At 56.3% G+C, this 21,850-nt stretch carries 20 protein-coding genes and 1 other RNA gene; 7 read left to right on the forward strand and 14 right to left on the reverse strand.

Annotation, left to right across the window (positions count from 1 at the left end; translation table 11 throughout):
• Positions 1-314 precede the first annotated feature (314 nt).
• Positions 315-1,580, reverse strand: coding sequence for a tyrosine--tRNA ligase (gene tyrS / locus HMPREF1628_RS08205; RefSeq protein ID WP_034510938.1), 1,266 nt, complete (start codon positions 1,578-1,580; stop codon positions 315-317).
• 94 nt (positions 1,581-1,674) lie between these two features.
• Between tyrS and HMPREF1628_RS08210 the strand changes: the two genes are divergently transcribed.
• From HMPREF1628_RS08210 to HMPREF1628_RS08220, 3 genes are all read left to right on the forward strand, one after another.
• Positions 1,675-2,208, forward strand: coding sequence for a transcription repressor NadR (locus tag HMPREF1628_RS08210; protein ID WP_052039026.1), 534 nt, complete (start codon positions 1,675-1,677; stop codon positions 2,206-2,208).
• Positions 2,209-2,283: 75 nt separating this feature from the next.
• Positions 2,284-3,354: a PTS transporter subunit IIC gene (locus HMPREF1628_RS08215; RefSeq protein ID WP_052039027.1), complete on the forward strand. Its 1,071-nt coding sequence runs from the start codon at positions 2,284-2,286 to the stop codon at positions 3,352-3,354.
• Between the two features lie 34 nt (positions 3,355-3,388).
• A complete protein-coding gene (locus tag HMPREF1628_RS08220) occupies positions 3,389-4,288 on the forward strand; it encodes a TIGR01777 family oxidoreductase (RefSeq protein WP_034510941.1) in 900 nt (299 codons plus the stop codon).
• 57 nt (positions 4,289-4,345) lie between these two features.
• On the opposite strand, the gene argH is transcribed toward HMPREF1628_RS08220, so the two are convergent.
• The 10 genes from argH to pheS all read right to left on the reverse strand — a co-directional run bounded on the left by argH (position 4,346) and on the right by pheS (position 16,282).
• On the reverse strand, positions 4,346-5,761 hold the full coding sequence (gene argH, locus HMPREF1628_RS08225; protein WP_034510945.1) for an argininosuccinate lyase: 1,416 nt from the start codon (positions 5,759-5,761) through the stop codon (positions 4,346-4,348).
• A 5-nt stretch (positions 5,762-5,766) separates the two neighbouring features.
• Positions 5,767-6,999, reverse strand: coding sequence for an argininosuccinate synthase (locus tag HMPREF1628_RS08230; RefSeq protein ID WP_034510948.1), 1,233 nt, complete (start codon positions 6,997-6,999; stop codon positions 5,767-5,769).
• The gene (locus HMPREF1628_RS08235) at positions 6,996-7,541 is read right to left on the reverse strand and encodes an arginine repressor (RefSeq protein ID WP_034510949.1); all 546 of its coding nucleotides are present in this window, start codon (positions 7,539-7,541) and stop codon (positions 6,996-6,998) included. The genes HMPREF1628_RS08230 and HMPREF1628_RS08235 overlap by 4 nt, the downstream gene beginning before the upstream one ends.
• The gene (locus tag HMPREF1628_RS08240; RefSeq protein WP_034510952.1) at positions 7,538-8,743 is read right to left on the reverse strand and encodes an acetylornithine transaminase; all 1,206 of its coding nucleotides are present in this window, start codon (positions 8,741-8,743) and stop codon (positions 7,538-7,540) included. Before HMPREF1628_RS08240 ends, HMPREF1628_RS08235 begins: the two co-directional genes overlap by 4 nt.
• Before the next feature lie 2 nt (positions 8,744-8,745).
• Entirely contained in the window at positions 8,746-9,630 is an 885-nt protein-coding gene (gene argB, locus HMPREF1628_RS08245) for an acetylglutamate kinase (protein WP_034510954.1), read from the reverse strand.
• The gene (gene argJ, locus HMPREF1628_RS08250; protein WP_034510956.1) at positions 9,627-10,796 is read right to left on the reverse strand and encodes a bifunctional glutamate N-acetyltransferase/amino-acid acetyltransferase ArgJ; all 1,170 of its coding nucleotides are present in this window, start codon (positions 10,794-10,796) and stop codon (positions 9,627-9,629) included. Before argJ ends, argB begins: the two co-directional genes overlap by 4 nt.
• The gene (locus tag HMPREF1628_RS08255) at positions 10,796-11,866 is read right to left on the reverse strand and encodes an Asd/ArgC dimerization domain-containing protein (protein ID WP_034510959.1); all 1,071 of its coding nucleotides are present in this window, start codon (positions 11,864-11,866) and stop codon (positions 10,796-10,798) included. The genes argJ and HMPREF1628_RS08255 overlap by 1 nt, the downstream gene beginning before the upstream one ends.
• Positions 11,867-11,952: 86 nt before the next feature.
• Positions 11,953-12,447, reverse strand: a complete 495-nt coding sequence (locus HMPREF1628_RS08260; RefSeq protein ID WP_034510964.1) for a flavodoxin domain-containing protein — start codon at positions 12,445-12,447, stop codon at positions 11,953-11,955.
• Positions 12,448-12,536: 89 nt separating this feature from the next.
• Positions 12,537-15,188 carry a phenylalanine--tRNA ligase subunit beta gene (gene pheT / locus HMPREF1628_RS08265; protein ID WP_034510967.1) on the reverse strand — a complete coding sequence of 884 codons (2,652 nt, stop codon included), beginning with the start codon at positions 15,186-15,188 and terminating at the stop codon, positions 12,537-12,539.
• A gap of 2 nt (positions 15,189-15,190) precedes the next feature.
• Complete coding sequence (gene pheS / locus HMPREF1628_RS08270; RefSeq protein ID WP_034510971.1) at positions 15,191-16,282, reverse strand: phenylalanine--tRNA ligase subunit alpha; 1,092 nt, start codon at positions 16,280-16,282, stop codon at positions 15,191-15,193.
• 142 nt (positions 16,283-16,424) lie between these two features.
• On the opposite strand from pheS, the gene panB reads away from it, so the two are divergent.
• The 3 genes from panB to ppgK are packed head-to-tail and all read left to right on the forward strand — an operon-like array spanning position 16,425 to position 18,942.
• The gene (gene panB, locus HMPREF1628_RS08275; RefSeq protein WP_034510976.1) at positions 16,425-17,258 is read left to right on the forward strand and encodes a 3-methyl-2-oxobutanoate hydroxymethyltransferase; all 834 of its coding nucleotides are present in this window, start codon (positions 16,425-16,427) and stop codon (positions 17,256-17,258) included.
• 12 nt (positions 17,259-17,270) lie between these two features.
• A complete protein-coding gene (gene map, locus HMPREF1628_RS08280; protein WP_034510979.1) occupies positions 17,271-18,155 on the forward strand; it encodes a type I methionyl aminopeptidase in 885 nt (294 codons plus the stop codon).
• 16 nt (positions 18,156-18,171) lie between these two features.
• Positions 18,172-18,942 carry a polyphosphate--glucose phosphotransferase gene (gene ppgK, locus HMPREF1628_RS08285; RefSeq protein ID WP_034510982.1) on the forward strand — a complete coding sequence of 257 codons (771 nt, stop codon included), beginning with the start codon at positions 18,172-18,174 and terminating at the stop codon, positions 18,940-18,942.
• 63 nt (positions 18,943-19,005) lie between these two features.
• Here ppgK and rnpB read toward each other — a convergent pair.
• Positions 19,006-19,349: RNase P RNA component class A (gene rnpB, locus HMPREF1628_RS08765), an RNA gene on the reverse strand.
• A gap of 31 nt (positions 19,350-19,380) precedes the next feature.
• Between rnpB and HMPREF1628_RS08290 the strand changes: the two genes are divergently transcribed.
• Positions 19,381-20,163 (forward strand): YaaA family protein, encoded by a 783-nt coding sequence (locus tag HMPREF1628_RS08290; protein ID WP_052039028.1) that lies wholly within the window; start codon positions 19,381-19,383, stop codon positions 20,161-20,163.
• A gap of 3 nt (positions 20,164-20,166) precedes the next feature.
• On the opposite strand, the gene HMPREF1628_RS08295 is transcribed toward HMPREF1628_RS08290, so the two are convergent.
• Together HMPREF1628_RS08295 and HMPREF1628_RS08300 are read right to left on the reverse strand one after the other, a co-directional pair.
• Entirely contained in the window at positions 20,167-20,895 is a 729-nt protein-coding gene (locus HMPREF1628_RS08295) for a zinc ribbon domain-containing protein (protein ID WP_034510987.1), read from the reverse strand.
• Between the two features lie 76 nt (positions 20,896-20,971).
• On the reverse strand, positions 20,972-21,811 hold the full coding sequence (locus HMPREF1628_RS08300; protein WP_034510991.1) for a Nif3-like dinuclear metal center hexameric protein: 840 nt from the start codon (positions 21,809-21,811) through the stop codon (positions 20,972-20,974).
• Positions 21,812-21,850: the final 39 nt, after the last annotated feature.

The following is a 21,850-nucleotide window of genomic DNA, read 5'->3' on the forward strand; positions in this document are numbered from 1 at the left end:
ACACTCTTCCCAACAAAAACTAGTAGGGAAAGAAGTGAGGTGTCACGCCGTTTCTGAGTTTTCACTGCTTGAAACAGCTTCTCTAGCTTACCAGGTTGCAATCACTTGTCAAGATTCCTGACTCGGATCACACTTCCTAGAAGCAGGCCGCGAAGCTTTTGGACTTTGCCATCTGTCTCGCAACGAGTTTCAACTTTACACATTCACTTTTGGCCGGTCAAACGAATCTGCGGTGACTCCCACCACACGCAAAGTTTGGGCCGGGAGTGTGGGGCATACTTGCCCCACACTCCCGGCCACTAGGTTGAACTTCCCTACTTGGCAGGACGCACTACTGCTAGGTTCCGCCTTCCCTTACGGATCAAAACGGTTCCATCTGCCAAGGCGTCCTCGGCACTAATAATCTGGTCTTCACTCTCAACACGCTCATTGTTTAGGTACGCGCCGCCCGAGGATACGGTTGTGCGCGCGGCACGCTTGCCCTTTTCTAAACCGGCTGCAACCAGAGCGTCCACGATCGTTGCCTCACCAAATGCGACCTCACCGGCCGGCAACTCCGACGTAGCCGCAGACAAAGTCGCTGCATCAACCTTCTTCAAGTCGCCACTACCCCACAGAGCGTCGGTGGCTTCCAGCACGCGCTGCAAAGTTTCTTCACCGTGAACCAACTTGGTCACCTCAGCTGCAAGAGCTTTTTGCGCCTCACGCTTATACGGGGCATCCTCTACCGTTTTCTCAAGACGCTCAATCTCCGGGCGATCCAGGAATGTGAACACCTTCAAGAAACGCACCACATCAGCATCATCCACATTCAGCCAGAACTGGTAGAACGCGTACGGCGACAACATGTCCGGATTCAGCCAGACGGCCCCGCCCTCTGATTTACCAAACTTCGTACCATCCGCCTTCGTGATGAGAGGCGTGGTCATTACGCTGACCTCCACGTCCTCCACCTTGCGAATCAAGTCGAGGCCGCCAACCAGGTTGCCCCACTGATCATCGCCGCCAGTCTCAAGCGTGCAACCGTAACGACGGTAAAGCTGCAGGTAGTCATTAGCTTGGAGGATCTGGTACGAAAACTCCGTGTAAGAAATGCCTTCCTTAGAGCTCAGGCGCCGGGCAACCGCGTCTTTGGAGAGCATCGTTCCCATCCGGAAGAACTTACCCAAATCACGGAGCAAGTCGATAGCGGATAGTTCGGACGTCCAATCCAAGTTATTCACCATTAGCGCAGCGTTCTCGCCCTCAAAATCAAGGAAGCGTGAAATCTGTTGCTTCAGGCTCTCTACCCAACCTTCAACAACCTCTCGGGGCTGCAAAGTGCGCTCGCCCGACATACGCGGATCGCCAATGAGGCCAGTTGCGCCGCCAACCAAAGCCAAAGGACGGTGCCCCGCAAGCTGTAGGTGGCGCATTAAAATCAACTGGACCAAATGCCCGTGATGCAACGAAGGTGCAGTTGGATCAAAACCGCAATAGAAAGTGACCGGCCCTGAAGACAGTTCCTTACGCAACTTATCTAGATCGGTGTGCTGACGGATCAAACCCCGCCACTGCAGATCATCAATTAGATCGGCCACTTCTATTCCTTCCAAACAACAACAATTTCCGATGGCATTCTAAGCCACCGCCACAATTTTTCACTATTTATCATCTTTTGGCTAACGTGTTCCTATGGTGAGAAAGGGAAATCGCTGTATTAGCAACGACAGGCGTAGCACGATTCTGAGCAAGTTAGAAAGCTCGGACGCTCCTATTTCCGCCACCGCATTTGGAGACCTGCTTGGCGTGACCAGGCAAGTCATCGTCAAAGATATTGCCCTCCTGCGCGCCGAAGGCGTCCCCATCTTTTCAACCAATCGTGGATACCTGCTGATTCGCCCGGTTCAGCTACCTCGACGCGAATTCAAAGTTCGCCACGACTACGGCGAAACTAAAATAGAACTGGCGCTAATTATCGAGCATGGCGGGCGCGTGCTGGACATCAAGATCGATCATCCACAGTACGGGGAAATCAGCGCCGATCTAAACGTGATATCACCCAAGAGCTTGAAAAACTTCCTGGAAAGCTTTGAACGGCCTCAACGTCTCTCTCGACTCACTGACGGCTACCACAAGCACACGGTCGAAGCCGATAGTGAAGAGACACTCGACACGATTGAGAAGGCTTTAGGCGAACACGGCTTCTTGTCCGAGCCCAAACAATAATCCGAATTTGGGATAACCCAACGCTCTGATAACGTCTACCTGAGTGTATATACAGTAGCGCTTTGGAGATGAGCGATGAAAATTCCAAATAGGATAAAAACCTCGGCAAACCGGTTCTTTATCGACGGCCTAACCGGCATGGCACACGGACTTTTTGCCACACTAATCATTGGCACAATTATGGTTTCCGTTGGAAACCTACTTCCCGATGCAGTCGGAAAACCACTGGTGCTGATGGGATCCATCGCTTCCGTTCTAACTGGTGCAGGCATCGGTATCGGGGTCGCACACCGGCTAGAAGCCAGCACCTACGTACTCGCAGGCACCGGAGTTGCGGGCATGGTTGGCGCCCACGCGGGCAAAATCCTCGACGCTGGAGTAGTAGACGGCCTGACCATGCAACTGCTCGGCCCCGGAGAGCCCCTAGGAGCCTTTCTTGCCTCGTTCGTAGCTGTTGAAATCGGCCGAGCAGTGTCCGGGAAAACTCCCGTGGACATCCTCGTGACACCGTTTGTAACAATCGTTTCCGGATCACTGCTTGGACTTCTCATTGGTCCCCCAATATCAGCCATGATGCTAAGCCTTGGAGACATCATCAACTGGGGCACCATGCATCGCCCCTTCACAATGGGCATCATCGTTTCCGTGGTCATGGGCATCATCCTCACTCTGCCCATCTCGTCCGCCGCGCTATCGATCATTCTTGGACTATCCGGCCTCGCAGCCGGAGCCGCAACCGTTGGAACCTCCGCACAAATGGTTGGGTTCGCCGTGGCCTCCTACCGCGAAAACAAGATTTCTGGCCTCATCGCCCAAGGACTTGGAACATCGATGTTGCAAGTACCCAACATCTTGCGCCACCCCCAAATCTGGATCCCGCCGATCCTGACCTCGGCCATTCTCGGCCCCATCGCCACAACTGTCTTCCATATGGAAAGCAACGCTGCCGGCGCGGGCATGGGCACCTCCGGCCTAGTCGGCCAAATCATGACTTGGACCGTCATGTCCGAAACCACGAACCCTGCGACACTTCTGGCACTAATCGTTGGACTCCACTTTGTTGCTCCCGCGCTACTAACGCTAGGCATTTCCGAAATCATGCGTAAACGAGGGTGGATTAAACCCGGGCAAATGAAGCTGCCCTAATGCACACCCGTGCGGGCAGGTGTAACAATGAAGCATGCGTAAAAGGATTGTTATAGGCGGCGCAAGTGGCTTTGTGGGCACCGCGCTACAAAATGAACTGAAGAACAGCGATTGGGAAATCATTCGCTTAACGCGTAGTGAACCGGGGCCCGGCGAAGCGCGCTGGCACCCCGACGCCTACGACATCGACCCTCGGGACCTCGCGGGAGTCGATGCCGTGGTTTGTCTTAACGGCGCGCCACTCGCGCGCTGGCCCTGGACCCACGCATACAAGCATGAGCTGGTGAACTCGCGGCTAAAATCAGTCAAAACTCTGGCCGACGCTATTAAATCCCTACCAGAATCTCAGCGCCCCAAAACATTCCTTACCGGCTCCGCAGTTGGCTACTACGGTTCGCGCGACAACGAAGTGTTGGAAGAAGACTCGCAGCCAGCCGATGACTTTCTTGGCGGACTATGCCAAGTGTGGGAGCGAGAATCTCGGCGCGCCAAGGTGAACCGCGTTGTCAACATTCGTACTGGCCTGGTTCTGGAGGATGGCGGAGGTATGCTCCACGCCCTTGAACCCCTGTTCAAAACATTCCTCGGCGGTCGCCTGGGCTATGGGCGACAATGGATGCCCACTATTTCACTACGCGACCACGTGCGCGCGGTGCGGTTCCTGTTAGAGAATCCGCAGCTGGAAGGCGCGTTCAACCTGACCGGACCAAATCCATGCACGAACGAAGAGTTCACAGCCGGGGCAGCCGCCCACTACCGTCGCGTTCCCGGCCCACCTGTGCCTGCGTTCGCCCTGCGCATGGTACTTGGCGATATGGCCGTGCTTGCCACTTCTTCACAATACGCTGTACCAACAAGACTTCTTGAAGCGGGCTTCCAGTTCAAGGACGAGACCCTGCAGGAGCAACTGCAAAGTTCTACTTCCATTAGGTAAAACGAATCGGGCGGGCCTGCGGAAATACCGCAAGCCTGCCCGACTCTTAGAACATCACTAGTTAGATGCGAGGCGGCGCCGGAGCTGCTCAACCTTTTGCTCCAACTCGGCCTTCTGCTCGCGCACCCGGCTTGGAGCCGTACCTCCCCGACCGGCACGGGCCGCAACCGAGCCCTGCGCGGAAAGTACACTTCGAACATCAGCCGTCAGAGCCTCATGAATCCCGCAGAACTCTTCATCCGATAGATCCCACAGTTCACGATAAGTTGCATCCGCAAGCGCCACGCAACGCCCCGAGATCTCATGCGCTTCACGGAACGGCACGCCCTTCTTCACCAACCATTCCGCGATATCGGTTGCCAGTGAGAAACCGCGAGGAGCCAGATACTCCATGCGATCGGTGTGCAGCGTCATGGTCTGGATCATCCCGGTCATTGCTGGCAATAGGACATCAAGCGTATCGATCTGATCGAAAACCGGCTCCTTATCTTCTTGCAGGTCGCGATCATAAGCGAGTGGAAGCCCCTTCAAAACCGTCATCAAGCCCGTGAGGTCACCAATCATCCGACCCGATTTACCTCGTGCAAGCTCTGCAATATCCGGATTCTTCTTCTGCGGCATAATCGAAGATCCTGTCGAAAATGAATCATCGAGGGTCACGTAGCCAAACTCGACCGTGTTCCAGATGATGATCTCTTCCGCCAACCGCGACAGGTTCACACCAATCATCGCCGCGATGAAAGAAAATTCGGCGGCCACGTCACGCGCGGACGTGGCGTCAATAGAGTTCTCACAAACCTCGTCAAACCCAAGTTCTGCGGCAATATTGCCCGGATCCATCCCCAGCGTATTACCCGCGAGCGCACCCGCACCGTAAGGGGACTTCGCAGCGCGCTTATCCCAGTCAGAAAGGCGCTCTAAATCCCGGACCAGTGGCCACGCATGCGCCATCAGATGATGGGCAACGAGGACGGGCTGGGCGTGCTGCATGTGGGTACGTCCCGGCATGATTGCCTCGCCCGCCTCACCAACTTGATGCAAAATAGCATCCACGAGATCGAGCACGCGGTCCGACAGATGCTTTGCCTCATCACGCAGGTACATGCGGATTAGTGTGGCGATCTGGTCATTTCGAGAACGCCCCGCACGCAACTTGCCACCCAGTTCTCTTCCGGCGCGTTCGAGTAAGCCTCTCTCTAGTGCGGTATGCACGTCCTCATCACCGGGCTGCGGCTCAAACCGACCGCTCTCCACGTCCTCATCGAGTGAGGAAAGCGCCGCCAGCATGGCGTCAAGCTCTGCTTCGGTGAGCAGGCCAACTCGGCCAAGCTCCCTCGCATGTGCTTTCGAACCAGCAATATCCACTCGGGCTAGGCGCCAATCAAAATGGGTAGAAACCGAAAGCGCATCCAACGCCTGCGCGGGCGCGCCCGTAAACCTACCGCCCCAAAGACTAACGTTGTCGTTTGGCATATCCCCTACTTAGTTGCCTCGAACGCGTCACCGTGCTCGAAACGAACGTCGCGGGCGGCAGCGAGCTTAGAGCTTAGGCCGTAGATCTCAATGAATCCGCGAGCGTGGGACTGGTCAAACGTGTCACCCGTTTCATAGGTGGCCAAGTTAAAGTCATAGAGCGAGGTATCCGACTTGCGTCCCGTTACCGTCACGCGGCCACCGTGCAGGACGATACGCACATCGCCGGACACGTAGCTTTGCGTGTGATCAATGAAAGCGTCGAGAGACTGCTTGAGCGGCGAGAACCACTGTGCCTCGTAAACGAGTTCACCCCAACGCATGTCTACGCGACGCTTGTAGCGGTGCTGCTCGCGCTCAAGAGTGACGTTCTCCAGCTCCTGGTGAGCCTTGATTAACGTAACCGCGCCCGGCGCCTCGTAAATCTCACGAGACTTGATACCAACCATGCGGTCTTCAACGATGTCAATGCGGCCAACGCCCTGAGCACCGGCGCGCGTGTTGAGCTCTTGAATAATCTGCAGGGGCGTGAGCTTGCGACCATCAATCGCCACGGGGATGCCCTTTTCGAACGTCAAGACGAGCTCGTCTGGAAGCGGTGGGTAAGTGGGATCATCCGTGTAAGAGTAGACGTCCTTGGTGGGCGCATTCCACAGATCCTCAAGGAAGCCTGTCTCGATGGCGCGGCCCCAAACGTTTTGGTCAATAGAGAACGGGTTTGACTTGGTGGTCTCAATGGGCAGCTTGTGCTTGTTGGCGTAGTCGATTGCCACGTCGCGAGTAAGTGCGAGGTCACGAACCGGAGCAATACAATCCAAGTCCGGCGCGATCGAGGTAAACGACACTTCGAAACGAACCTGATCATTGCCCTTACCCGTACACCCGTGCGCCATAGTAGTGGCCCCAAATTCGCGGGCCGCCTTCACCAGGTGGCGCGAAATCAGCGGGCGAGAAAGCGCAGAAACCAGCGGGTATTCGCCCTGGTAGAGGCCATTTGCCTTCAGCGCTGGCATACAGTAATCGTTAGCGAACTCGTCACGCGCATCAGCTACGTAAGCCTCAACCGCACCGCAGTCCAGAGCACGCTGGCGAATCACCTCAAGATCCTCACCGCCCTGGCCCACGTCAACGGCGACGGCAATAACTTCCGCGCCTGTACGCTCCCCGATCCAACCGATCGCAACAGAGGTATCTAGACCGCCCGAGTAGGCAAGAACAATCCGGTTTTTCTTACTCATTTATTCTCTTCTTTCTGTAGCTCTTGGCTGGAAGTTTTAACGCCTTCCGCATATTTGAGTAGCTTGTCGCAGTACGCCTGCGCGGCCTCATCTGATACGCATACGACGATAATCGTGTCATCTCCCGCAACGGATCCAAGTACCGTTTCATCCCTCGAAAAGTCGATAGCAGAGCCGAGGAGGTTCGCAGCTCCCGCCGGGGTACGAAGCACCACCAAGTTGTTTGCCGTGGCTCCTCCTACCAGCAGATCCTGGCACCAGCGCTGCAACTTCTGTTCCGCGCCTTCCTCGCCCCATTCCACCGGTCGCTCCGGGTTAGCGAGCGCATAGATCTGGCGTCCGTCCACGCCTCTAACCTTTGTTGCTCGCACTTCCAAAAGATCACGTGAAAGCGTTGCTTGAGCAACGAAAATGCCGACCTCTTCTAATGCCTCGCGCAAATCCGACTGAGACGCGATCTGCCGGGTTGCGAGGATCTGTTCAATCGCCGCGTGCCGCCCAGCCTTCGAGGCTGGCGTGCGGGTGTTATCCGAATCTTTCACAGCTCTCCTTCGCTATAGCTTCTTGAAATAATGCCGGGCAAGGCCGCCGTGAACGCATCCGCCTGCTCCCCGGTAAGTATCAGTGGTGGCGCTAACCGGATGGTTGTGGGATTGGCCGCGTTAATGATAAACCCGCTGGCTTGCGCCACCTTAACAGCCATGCCGGCACGCGGTTCATCAAGTTCAATGCCGACCAGCAAGCCGCGGCCTCTAACCTGTTTAATATGCGGATTCTTGAGAGCACGGATGCTATCCATCCACTGATCTCCCAAGATTCGTGCATGTTCGAGGAGGCCATCGGACTTGATCGTACGAATCACCGCGAGCGCCGCAGCCGCGGCAACGGGGTTACCTCCAAACGTGGTTCCGTGCATACCCGGCTTCAAAACCGCGCTTGCAACGGAAGATAAAGTAATCGTTGCGCCGATTGGAACTCCCCCACCGAGTGCTTTTGCGAGGGTCACAACGTCTGGAACCACCCCGGCGCCATGATGGGCCATCCACTGTCCTGTACGCCCGATTCCGGTTTGCACCTCGTCTACAACGAGGAGTGCGTCGTCTCGATCGCACAAAGCTCGCGCCCGGGTCAAGAAATTAGGCGGAACCTCGATTACTCCGGCTTCACCCTGTATCGGCTCAACAAAGACACCCGCAACATCACCCGCGGCGAATGCCTTCTCTAAAGCGATAGTTGTAGGCTCGATCCACTCTATATTCGAGATGAGGGGTGCGAAAGGCTCCCTATAAGCCGGCTTGTACGTAAGGGACAGCGCCCCGAGAGATCGGCCATGGAATGCGTTTTTTAACGCAAGAATGCGATTCTTACCAGTAGCGTTCCCGTGCGCCTTTACGATCTTCAAGGCGGCCTCGTTCGCCTCTGTTCCCGAGTTTGAAAGAAACACTTTGGCTTGGCCAGATCCGCCCACGATCTCGCGCAGTGCTTCGCCCAGTTCGATTTGGGGCATCGTTGCGAAGAAATTCGAGGCGTGCACCAGCGTACGCACCTGCTTTTCAACCGCCTGCGCAATAGCCGGATGGGCATGGCCGAGTGCATTCACAGCGATTCCGCCTAGCAAGTCCATGTACGTGTTGCCATCCGCATCTTCCACGTACACGCCCTCCCCACGGGTCAACACCATCGCAGGAGCACCAAACACGCCGAGCATAGATTCCTCATAGCGGGCAAGCCAGTTTGATTCCACAGCTACCCCTCCTCGGTAATCATCGTGCCCACGCCCTCGTCGGTGAAAACCTCTAGGAGCATCGAGTGGGGAACGCGTCCGTCAATCACATGCACCTGCTCAACGCCGCCTTCAAGCGCAGCCAAAGCAGCCTGCGCCTTCGGGATCATTCCCGCAGCAAGCGCTGGCATCAACTCTTCTAGTTGCGCGCGGCTCATCCGATTAAGCAGCGAGGATTTATCTTCAAAGTCTTGGTAAATCCCCTCCACGTCCGTGAGCATAATGAGCTTTTGCGCTCCCACGGCCACCGCAATCGCCGCCGCAGCCGCGTCAGCGTTAACGTTAAGCACATCGCCTGGAGAATCCTCATCAATCGCAATCGACGAGATCACCGGGATACGGCCATGACTAACAAGATCCTCTACAGGCGCTGGGTTTACCCCCGCCACGTCACCGACCTGCCCCAAATCTACCGGTTTACCATCAACGACCTGCACCTTGCGACGTGCGTGTAACAGTGCGGCGTCCTCACCAGACAACCCCACTGCGGCGATCGAGCGTTCATTCAGGAGTGATACGAGTTCGCGCTGCACTTTTCCAGCCAGGACCATGCGCACCACCTCCATCACTTCAGGCGTTGTCACGCGAAAGCCATCCGCAAACGGGGCCTGTAGCCCTAGGCGATCCAACATTTCGTTGATTTGTGCGCCGCCCCCATGCACCACTATTGGATGCACGCCCCACGTATGTAAAAACGACACGTCAACCGCAAATGCGCGTTGCAACTGCGGCGAAATCATTGCATTGCCGCCATACTTGATCACAACTTTGCGGCCCGAATAACGCCGCAGCCATGGCTCGGACTCAAGCAAAATCTTGGTCTTGTCCAATGCTGAAAGATTACTCATGATGTGTATGCACTGTTCTCGTGTACGTACGCGTGCGTCAAGTCCGTTGTGTAAACGGTTGCTGAACTATTGCCCGCACCCAGGTCGATCTCTATCTTGACCTCCTGGGATGCCGCCAAATCAAGCGATTCCTTAGGATCACCGACACTGCCGTTCTTGCAAATCATCACGCCATTGATTGAAACATTTACCTTGCCCACATCAAACGGAGCTACCCAGCTTGGAACCGTGCCGATCTGCGACAAAATACGCCCCCAGTTTGGGTCATTTCCAAAAATTGCGGTCTTCACCAAATTTGAACGAGACACCGCACGTGCCACTTCGACTGCGGCCGCCTCACTACTTGCACCACTAACCGTGATGTCTACGAAATGCTCAGCGCCCTCCGCGTCATCACGAAGCATCTTCGCCAGCTTTGTGCAAGCCTGCTCCAATGCAGTAGCGAAAGTAGCCTCATCTGGCGTAATCCCCGATTCTCCCGAAGCGAGCACTATCACCGTATCGTTAGTGGACATACATCCGTCCGTATCGAGGCGGTTGAAACTCACCTGGACGGCGTGACGAAGGGCGCTATCAAGAGCTTCATTATCAATAACCGCGTCGGTTGTTATCACGCACAGCATGGTGGCAAGTGCAGGAGCCAGCATTCCCGCCCCCTTGGCCATACCTCCAACGCGCCACCCGTCCACCTCAATCTGGACCTCTTTTGGAACGGTATCGGTTGTCATGATTGCCGAGGCCGCGCTGGTTGCGCCCGATACGTCAAGGCCGCTCACCAAGGCTGGAATCGCCCGGGTGATAGCCGCCGTATCAAGGTACTCTCCGATCACTCCTGTGGAGCAAACCGCGATTTTTGCCTGGTCCACACCCGCCGCAAGGGAAAGCTCATTCACGCAAGCTTTCACATCCTTTCGGCCTTGCTCTCCCGTACAGGCGTTAGCGTTACCCGAATTGAGCAATATGTGTGTAACCACGCCGTTTCGCATCTGTGCGCGCGAGAATTTAACGGGCTCTGCCTCTACACGGTTCGATGTAAAAACTGCGGCCGCTGCCGGTAAGATCCCCTCGTTTACTACCAGAGCGAGATCTTTACCTCCGGATGCTTTCAAACCTGCTGCGATTCCGGCCGCCGCAAAGCCCTCTGGGAAACAAACACCCGTGACCATCACAACACTCCGTTCATGTAGATGCCGAGGCACTCGTCGAAACCAAACGCCAAATTAGCCGCTTGAACCGCGGCAGCTGCAGTGCCCTTGCCCAGATTGTCGATCGCTGTCATTGCCGTTAGAACACCCGTATTCGGGTTCACTCCCGCCCACACCTGCGCGCGGCCAGTTCCTACCACCGGGCCAGATTGAGGGTAAGCCGGGGAAAGATCAATCAGTTTCTCTGCGCCGTAGACGGCCCTGTACGCCTCTTGCAATTCGGAAGTCGACACACCGTCCGTGGCAGCGTTCACCACGGCAACAATCCCTCGCGAAGTGGGAACGAGGACGGGAGTCATCTCCACCTCAATTTCGCCCGCTCCGCAAACCTGTAGATTTTGCACAATCTCGGGAATATGGCGGTGCTTTCCAACTGCTGAGTACGGCGCAATGTTGGAAAGTGCACTGGTTGCCATCAAATGTGGCTTGGCGCTGCGCCCCGCGCCGGAATAACCAACTGCAAGCGTAGCCACAAGCGACCCGGAGCTAACAAAGCCAGCTGCCACAGCCGGCATCATTGCAAGCGTCACCGCAGTAACGTTGCAGCCAGGCACTGCCACGGCGCGTGAGTTTTTGAGGATTTTGCGTTGCGTATCCGCTTTTTTCTGCTTCCCGGCGAGAATTGCACCCGCCTCATCAGCGTGGACGAGTTCGGGCATCGCATAGTCCCACGCCCGCATGTGCGGGCCGCCATAGAATTGCTGCCACGACTCCTTTGACTTGAGACGGTGATCAGCACCCGCATCGATCACCACTGGGCCGCCTTCCAGTGCGCTAGTAATTTCTGCAGATTTACCATGCGGAAGGGCCACAAAAACCAGATCGAGAGACGACAGAGTATCGGCTTCAAACGGTTGAATAATCTTGTCGGCTAAAGCTGGAATATGCGGGTTCAAATCACCAAACCGAGTGCCCGCAGAAGAAGCGGCAACGAGCACGCGGACATCGAAATGCGGATGTTCACTCAGAATACGGGCGATCTCGCTACCCGCAAAGCCCGAGGCGCCAACAATGCCAACAGAAACACTCATGCGAATAACTATAACATGCTATGAATAGTTATCAACTAAGTGTTTATATAGTGAATCCCCGACCCGAAAACGAGCCGGGGATAGTCTCAGCTCAGAGACTTTACATCTTTAGCAACAGAGCGCGCCCACCCACGAATGTCATCCCAATCGCGGAAGTCGCCTTCAACTGCGCCGCCAAGACGAGCAATCGTGCGCTCACGCAACGTCAGCTTGGACGGGTCGAGACATCCTGAGAATTGCTTATTCATCCGCGGTTGCACACCGATCTGGGTGGCGCCCACGCGAGCCGGATCCTTCACGAGCCCTGTGGGAACTGAAGACAGCCCCGCAGAGAACGTCCACAGATGCTTCTCAAACAACTCCGCTTGATGCTCCTTCATGAAGGTACGCATCGACTCTTCCCACTGCGTCATGTGAACGGAAGAACCGAGCACAACACCGCCATACTCAGAAATATCCTTCACATCCGCAGCATTGACAATGTCTACATCAACACCTTCGCTACGCAGCTCCTCGTAAATCGCATTGGCGATGTCACGGGTAGATCCGTGGCGAGATGCCCATACAACCAAAATCTTCATAGCTCTAGTTTGCCCTATTTAATGCCGATAGCACAGTTTTAGGCGGGGAGTTCACACCAAAATCAAAGTGCGAACTCCCCCGCAACAAGCTAGGCGCGCAGTTTTGCGCCAAGCTGGTTAGAAAGACGTGTGATTATCGCTTCCCTGACCTTTGCCGTCTCATCCGACTTCAATGTGTGGTCAGCAGCGCGCATCCGGAGCGCGAACGCCAACGATCGCTTGCCTTCATCGATTTGCGAACCACGGTACTCGTCGAACAACTCCACGCCTTCCAGCAAATCTCCCCCGGCAGCGTAGATCGCATCAACTACCATCGAGGCGGGAATATCCGCATCCAGCACAACGGCAATATCTTCCTTCACCACGGGGAAAGTGGAAACGGAAGAAACCGTAATCGGATTGGCCGGCATCGCCTTGATCAACGCATCGAGATCTAGCTCAAGTGCGCCCGACCGCTTAGGCAAACCGTATTCCTTAACCACGGCCGGATGAAGCTCGCCCGCGCGACCAACTTCAACCAAATTCTTTTTCTGCCTGACGAACAGCACTGCACAGCGGCCCGGGTGCCACGGAGCGGCTTCCTCCGGGGTAGCAACCGGCTTCGGAGCAGGCTTTCCGTGGGGCAACTGAACCTGCGGATCGCGGTACAGCGGCGCAACCTCTACCTGCACGCCCAAAGCAGAACCGACGGCGAGAGCCGCTTCTAAAACATCAGCCCAATCGAAGTCCCGAGCCCCTGCGCGAATGGCACTGCCAACTGCTGATCCACCGGCAACGAGACCAAGGTGCCACGGCTGTTTAGGAGTTCCGCGATGAAGAGCTCCGATCTCACGGCCACTCGGACGTTGCTCTGCCGAAGGAATAGGAGAAGGCTTCGTACCCTGCGGGCGCGTAACCATGCCCAGCTCGAAAACGCGAACTGATTGAGCGCCGCGGGCAGCGTTGCGCTGCGCCGTTTCCAGTAGCGTATCGATGATGGAAGAGCGCATATTTGGCGCGCCATCCACTAGCGGGTTGCGAAGAGTAACCACCTCTCTACGCTCATCGCCATCCAGAATGCGCTGGCGATCGTGCGCGTCACCAATAAATGGGTAGGATCCCACCTCGACAAAACCGCGGTCTGCAAGCGTGCGCGCCGCGAACCGGCGAGCCACCTGCGCCTTGGGCAATCCAACGCCGGCTGGTGCCTTAGGCAGTACCGGTTCGATATTGTCGTAGCCGTCAAGGCGCGCAATCTCTTCCACAAGGTCACAAGGCTCAGTCAAATCTGGCCTCCAGGAGGGGGCCGTCACGGAAAGCACATTTTCACGGCGTTCGACCGTTGCACCAATCGTTTCGAGAAGCTCGATAACCCGCTGCTCACCATACTCCACGCCCGTCAAGCGAGCCGGTTCAGACAGCTTCATCTCGATAGCTTCGCGCCTGGGAACCTCGTTGTAATCGGTAACCGGAGAATCCGCTACTCCACCGCCGTACTCAACCAGCAAATCAACCACGCGTTGTGCTGCAACCGGCGGGAGCTCTGGATCCACCCCTCGTTCAAAGCGTTTTGCAGCCTCCGAAGGAATCTTGTGGCGCCGCGATGTACGCGCAATAGAGACAGCGTGGAAGTACGCGGCCTCAACCAAAACGTCAGTAGTGGCCTCCTCAACTTCTGAATACTGGCCACCCATCACACCAGCCAGACCAAGAATCCGGCTACCGCGCTGGCCGTTAGGGCTATCGGTAATCAGAAGGTCTTCCGAATCGAGCTTGCGTTCGACCTCATCGAGGGTCACGAGGGTCTCGCCACCGTTCGCGCGGCGCACCACTATAGGCTCCGCGAGCGCCGCCAAATCGTATGCGTGTAGCGGTTGGCCGAGATCTAACATCACGTAGTTGGTGATGTCGACCGGTAACGAGATGGAGCGCATCCCCATCGCTTCCAGACGCTTAACCATCCATGCCGGCGTCGGCGCATTTGGGTTGATACCACGCACGATGCGGGTAACGAACCTATCGCAACCTACCCTGCCATGAATCGGAGAGCTATCATCAACCTCGATCTTGAAACCTTCAGTGTTAGCAGCCGGAGGCTGTGTCCTTAGGTTTTGAGCCAGACCTGGGTCTGTGAACTCCGCTCCTGTCGAATGCGAGTATTCCCTTGCGACCCCGCGCATGGAAAAACAGTAGCCTCGATCTGGCGTGACATTGATTTCCAACAGTTCTTCACCCAGGCCGAGCAGACCAATAACGTCCTCACCTGGTGCAGGAATCTCGCTTTCGTCAAATTTTTCTGTAAGCACGATAATTCCATCGTGCTCATCCGACAGGCCAAGTTCGCGTTCTGAACAAATCATGCCGTCAGAAATGTGGCCGTAGGTCTTACGTGCAGAGATAACGAAATCACCCGGAAGGACGCCACCAGGAAGGACAACGGCAACCAGGTCTCCAACTTTGAAGTTATGGGCACCGCAAATAATGCCGCGTGAGGGCAGATCCGAAGGCTCTTTGCCCTCACCGGGCGCATCATTCTGAACGCCAACATCCACGCGGCAGTAGTTAATAATCTTGCCGTTGGACTGCTCTTTAGCTTCCAACGTAAGGACACGACCAACCACCAGCGGGCCTTGCACAGCTGCACGGTGAATCGTCTCTTCTTCCAAACCAACCTTCACCAGATCGGAGGCGAGGCGCTGCGCATCAGTGCCGGGGAGAACCTCCACATGATCGCGAAGCCAAGAAATCGGTACGTTTGGCATTCTTAGTTCCCCTTCCCCGTTGTTCCGAACTGGAGGGAGAATCTTTGATCGCCCTCCACAATGTCATGCATGTCAGCAATCTCGTGGCGCAACATCAAGGTGCGCTCAAGCCCCATGCCAAAAGCGAAGCCCGTGTATTCATCAGGATCGATACCGCAGGCGCGTAGCACGTTCGGGTTGACCATGCCGCAACCGCCCCACTCAATCCAGCCGGCGCCGCCCTTCTTCTGCGGGAACCAAAGGTCCATCTCTGCGGACGGTTCCGTAAATGGGAAGAACGACGGGCGCAGACGAGTCTTGGCCTCGGGGCCAAACATTGCCTTCGCAAAGTGGTCCAAAGTGCCCTTCAAGTGCGCCATCGTTAGCCCCTTATCCACCGCGAGGCCCTCCACCTGGTGAAATACGGGAGTGTGCGTGGCGTCAAGCTCATCGGAACGGAACACCTTGCCCGGCACCGCTACGTACAGGGGCAAATCATGCGAAAGCAACAAACGTGCCTGGACGGGCGACGTGTGCGTGCGAAGCACTAGATTCGCATCACCCTCAGTCTCGCCGCCAACCGAGCGACCATCGATATAGAACGTGTCCTGCATCTGCCTTGCAGGGTGATCAATGTCAAAGTTCAACGCGTCGAAGTTGAACCACTCGTGTTCAACCTCCGGCCCCTCGCCTATCTCCCAGCCCATCGAAGTAAAGAAATCCGCCACCTCTTCAATCAAAACCTGAAGCGGGTGACGCGCGCCCTCGGGCTGACGCTTTACCGGAGCGGTTACATCCACAGCCTCCATGGCCAAAACGCGAGCTTCTTCTTCAGCCTCCAACAAGGCCTTTCGCTCATCGAGAGCGGCGGTGATTGCAGAGCGCGCCTTTCCAACCGCCTTACCTGCGGTTGCCTTCTGTGCCCCCGGGAGTCCACCGATTGCGCGACTTGCAAGCGCCACCGCAGACCCATCACCGAAGTGCTCCCGCTTGGCCTGCGCCAATTCCTCTAGAGTCGAAGCACTACCAATAGCCTCCAAAGCACGCTGCACAGCCGCATCCATTTGCCCAGCGTCCAAAGGGTTTACTTCTACATTCTCATCAACGTTCGACATATCAATCCTTGTCGCTTATCAACGACTACCAGACTAGCGCCTAAGGCCTCTAACTGCGGAATTGTTCCAATTTGCTAGACAAACCCATAGCTTGCAAAACACATGAAGTGACTTTTGCGCGCTACCGCGCATAATTGAAAACATGACGAGTGTAGATACAGCCCAAGAATCGTTCAAAGAACCGAAGAAGTGGCGCATGCATCACCTTGCGATGGCTAAAAGTGCCGGTCGCAAACTTACGATGATAACCGCTTACGACGCCCTCACCGCGCCCATTTTTGAAGAAGCCGGCGTGGACATGATCCTCGTTGGAGACAGTTACGGCAACGTTCAGCTGGGCTACGGTTCAACCATTCCCGTCCTCATGGAAGACATGGAACGCGCAACCGCGGCTGTGGCTCGCTCCGTAAACCGGCCAATCGTTGTGGCAGACCTGCCGTTTGGAGCGTATGAGGCGGACTCGAAGGAAGCATTCGATAATGCTGTTCGCCTAATCCGTGTTGGAGCCAATGCCGTCAAGCTCGAGGGGGGCGCTGAAATCGCTCACACCGTCGCACTACTAACCCAAGCGGGCATCCCCGTTGTGGGGCACCTTGGATTCACACCGCAGTCAGAAAACGCCCTGGGAGGCCCCCGAATGCAAGGGCGCGGCGAAGCGAAGCAGAAGATGATTGACGACGCGCTTGCCCTACAAGCAGCTGGCGCGGTTGCCATCGTCCTCGAACTCGTACCCGCCCCGGTTGCCAAAGCCGTGACCGATGCCCTGCATGTTCCTACCATTGGGATTGGAGCGGGACCGGACACGGACGGGCAGGTACTTGTCTGGGCAGACATGGCCGGCATGTACGAGTGGGTGCCGAGCTTCGTCAAGAAGTTTGCAAACCTTCGCGAAAGCCTAAAAGACGCGGTTACTGCCTACACCGAAGAAGTGAAGGACGGATCCTTCCCCGGCCCAGACCATTACAAAACCAACTAGAGAGCAAGATTCATGACCTCCGCATCACAGCTAGCGCTTCGCGCTCCGCTCGGCAACACGAAACCGGGACTCATCTCTCCTAAGCGACACGTCCCAGACCACATTGAACGACCCGAATACCTGTTTCATGACGGGCCCGAGGTGGTCACCACCTCTGATATCAAAATGCCTGAAACCATTGTGAAGATCCGCCGGGCCGGCAAAATCGCGGCCGATGCGCTAGCTAAAGCCGGCGAGGCTGTAGCACCTGGTGTAACCACTGACCACTTGGATCAAATAGTTCACGACTACATCATCGGGCAAGACGCCTACCCTTCCTGCCTTGACTACATGGGCTTCAAGAAATCGTGTTGCACCTCTATCAATGAAGTAATTTGCCACGGGATCCCCGACTCGCGCCCCCTAGAAGAGGGCGACATTGTCAACATCGATGTAACCGCCTACATCGACGGGGTGCACGGCGACACTTGCGCCATGTTTACCGTTGGTGAGGTTGATGAGGAATCTCGCCTGCTTTGCGAGCGCACCGAGAAAGCTATGTATCGCGGAATTAAGGCAATAGCGCCCGGCCGTGAAATCAACGTGATTGGTCGGGTCATTGAAAAGTATGCTAAGCGCTTCGACTACGGTGTGGTGCGCGACTACACGGGGCATGGCGTTGGCGAAGCCTTTCATTCCGGCCTCATCATCCCTCACTATGATTCGCCGCGCGCAACCGAAATAATGGAAGTTGGCATGGTCTTCACCGTTGAGCCAATGCTCACTCTCGGTTCTATCGAATGGGAGCAGTGGGACGACGACTGGACGGTTGTCACCAAAGACCGATCTCGTACCGCCCAGTTTGAACACACGATCGCAGTTACCGAGGACGGCGCCGAGATCCTCACCCTGCGCTAAAACTAAGGAGCACACCATGGAACAAGCAGTGGAACAAAACCTTGCTTTTGGCATAGACATTGGCGGATCCGGCATCAAGGGAGCCGTGGTCAACCTTGACACCGGCGAGTTCGCCACGGAGCGCGTGCGCATTCCTACGCCAAAAAAGTCCACTCCCAAAGCCGTAGCGCAAACCTGTAAAGAACTGATTGACCAGTTTGATTTGCCTGCTGCCATGCCTGTTGGCATCACGTTCCCCGCCCCTGTCTCGCACGGCGTGGTTCTGTTCATGGCTAACTTGCACAAGTCGTGGGAAGGCGTGAACGTCATCGAGCTGATGGAAGCAGAACTTGGCCGCAAGGTCTATCCCGTCAATGATGCAGATGCCGCCGGTTATGCCGAAGTTGTTTACGGCGCAGCCAAGGGCGTTGATGGCCTCGTTATTGTTACCACGCTCGGCACCGGCATTGGTACCGCGATGATCTACAACGGACAACTGCAGCCGAATACGGAGCTCGGCCACGTTGAGATTGATGGTTACGATGCGGAATCCCGGGCCTCATCGGGAGTGCGCACGGCTGAAGGCCTGTCGTTTAAGAAGTGGGCGAAGCGGCTCACCAAGTACTATTCCCACCTGGAGATGCTGTTCACTCCCGACCTGTTTGTAGTGGGTGGCGGCGTGTCTAAGAAGCATGACCAGTTCATGCCGCGCATCGACATCAAAACGCCCATGGTTCCCGCCAAGCTATTCAACACTGCGGGCATTGTAGGGGCTGCGGCTCTGGCCAAACGCTACCTAACCGCATAGATCGCTTATAAATTGCGCCGCCCTCATTCATTAATATCTGAGGGCGGCGCGTTTAAGTAAAGGCGGAGAAGACGGCCTGTAAGCCGGATTCTGTTCCAGGGCGAAGCCCCTTCGATGGCCATCTATCTCGGGCCGTTGTTACCAGCGGCCTCTAGCAACCTACCCGCGCGCTTTGGACGGACAGCCCGGCACGCTGCTTGGTTTTGCTCCCGGTGGGGTTTACCCTGCCGGCCCAGTCACCTGGGCCGCGGTGGTCTCTTACACCACCTTTGCACCCTTACCCAAAAACGGGCGGTTTGTTTTCTGTGGCACTATCCCGCGAGTCACCCCGGGTGGCCGTTAGCCACCACCGTGTCCTGTGGAGTCCGGACGTTCCTCGACAATGTCGCGGCCATCCAGCCATCTTCTCCGCCGCTCAAGTCTACTAGAGTTGGACGCATGCTTGTACTTTTACCTCCATCCGAAGGCAAGACCCTTCCCGCCTCGACCGTCAATTTTGATGCCGACGCGATCGCCCCGTTTTCCATGCAGCTCGCAGATGCACGCCAGAGCGTGCTCGATTGCTTGATTGAAACTTCTGCGCGACGCGACGCCCTGGAAATCCTAAAAGTAGGCAAGACCATTGCCGACGAGGTTGAAGCGAACAAACACCTGCGGTCAGCGCAAGCTGGCCCCGCTTGGCAAGTTTATTCAGGCGTACTTTACGAAGCTGGCCGATTTGGCGAGATCGGCGCGCAGTACACGGCGAGCCCGGACTTTGAGATCTGGGTTCAATCTGCCCTATTCGGAGTGGTAGACCTGGCCTGCCCCATCCCGCCCTACCGCCTATCAATGGATACGAAACTACCGGGTCTAGGCAATCTTGCCCCATGGTGGAAGAAGCACCTAGAAACCCTCATGGGACAGCACGCCCACCATCGCGTAGTGGTTGATGCCCGCTCTGGTGCGTATCAAAAAGCCTGGCCGGGCACGTCCGCCGAATGTGACCTCATCCGAGTGAATGCGGTGCGCGAACGCGACGGGAAACGCACCGTGGTTTCACACAATGCGAAGAAATACCGCGGAATCCTCGCTGGCGCTCTATTGGAGCACGCGAGCGAGGCTGACGGGTCCATCGATTTTGTGCTCGATACCGCGCGTTCACTGACCGGCGCCGATTTTACGGGCGTCGAAGTTAGACAACGCCGCGATTTTCTCGAGCTCGTGATTGTGACGAGCTAGCGCCTACTCGGTTTTGACGATGATTGCTTCAAGCTCGTCGGACATGAGCACTTCATCCTCGGCAAGCATCGTGATGTCATGCCATTCCGATTCAGGAAGATCCACAACCATGCCCACGATTTGGCGGCCCTTCGCCTCGTACACGCCGATGCCACCCGTGCGCTCGCGGTAGTACTCGTATTCATCCAGCAACTCAGAGTCGATTTCGCCTGCAAGTTCGTCACGTTTTGCAAGCTTTTCGTTAAGCTCAGCTTCGACCTCGCCCATCGCATCTTGAAGCTGCGCGATTGCGGCCTGCTCATCGGTTCCAACGGCTTCGGTCTGGCGGTCTAGTTCCGAAACGGTTTCCTGCGCGGCCTCGAACGAAGCCATAACGTCGATCAGTTCATTTTCGAGGACGTTGCGGCGCTGGGCCATCTGGTTCAGCTCGTGCTGCATGGCAGTGAGGTCTTTGTGAGATCCTTCGCCTGCCGCGAGGCGCTCGCTCATCACGTCTTGACGGGAGGTGAGGCGCTCCAGATCATTCTCAACCCGCTTCACTTCACGGTTTGCGTCCGTTGCGGCGGAGCGCGCGGTCACTTTTGCGCGTTCCAGGTCAGCTTTTCGCCCCTCAAGGGCGTCGAGCACTTTGACCGCCGGGTGTATACTGCGGGCCGCGCGCAACTGCAAGATCCGCGTGTCAACCTGTTGTAGTTCAAGAAGTTTCACCTGGTCCGCTTTTGAAGCTTTCACTATGCCCGCTCTTTCACTAGGTAGTGCTTTTAATTCTAATCAAGTGTATTAGGCTGACGCGCCCTACCCCAATAGTTTATCCAAGGGTTTCCAGGTGCAGGTTCCACGGTTCGGTAACAAATCGCGAGACATCTACCTGTAGCTGCACGCCCGCATCTGCGGCGGCTTCTTCAAGATCATCTGCCAAGTGTGGTAGCCACAGCCATTCAGTTGCCCAATGCGAACCGCAGATGAGGGCCGGGCCACCTTCTTCGAGGTGTTCACCGGCCGGATGGTGACGCAGGTCCGCGGTGACGTATACATCGGCCCCAAGCTCGCGGGCGCGCGCGAGGAAGGAGTCGCCAGACCCTCCTGATACGGCAACAGTGCTTACCGACGTCTCAAGATCATTGCCGGGCGCACCCACGAATATGCCGTGCGGGCCAGCGGGGAGGGCTTTTGCCACTCGGTCAGCGAACTCGCGTAGTGTTTGCGGCGCTTCGAGCTTGCCGATGCGGCCCAAACCGCGAGCGGTTCCCGCCTCGTCCTCGTCGATGGGATCAAACGGTTCACCTTCGATACCGACCGCCTGCGCAAGAGCCCATGCCACGCCGCGCGCCGCCGAATCAGCGTTGGTGTGTGCGTTCATGAGGGCCACGTCAGATTTGATGAGGTCGTGCACAATCCTGCCCTTGTAATCTAAACGCGACACGAAGCTGGTGCCGCGCAGATATAGAGGATGGTGCGTAATAAGCATGTCGTAACCGTCCTCGATTGCCTGCGCAACCGTTTCGGCAACGGGATCAACAGCCAGGAGGATCTTGCTCACCTTCTGCTCAGGATCCCCAACGATTAGGCCGTTCTTATCCCACGACTCTTGGAGGCGCTGCGGATAGCGGGCCTCCATAATTTCCATAATCTGCGCAACATTAAGCATGTACTGAGACTATCGAAGAACTGCCTGCGCTCAACGCAA

This window comes from Actinomyces sp. S4-C9 (genome assembly GCF_000758775.1).
In the GTDB taxonomy this organism is placed as follows: Bacteria; Actinomycetota; Actinomycetes; order Actinomycetales; family Actinomycetaceae; genus Gleimia; species Gleimia europaea.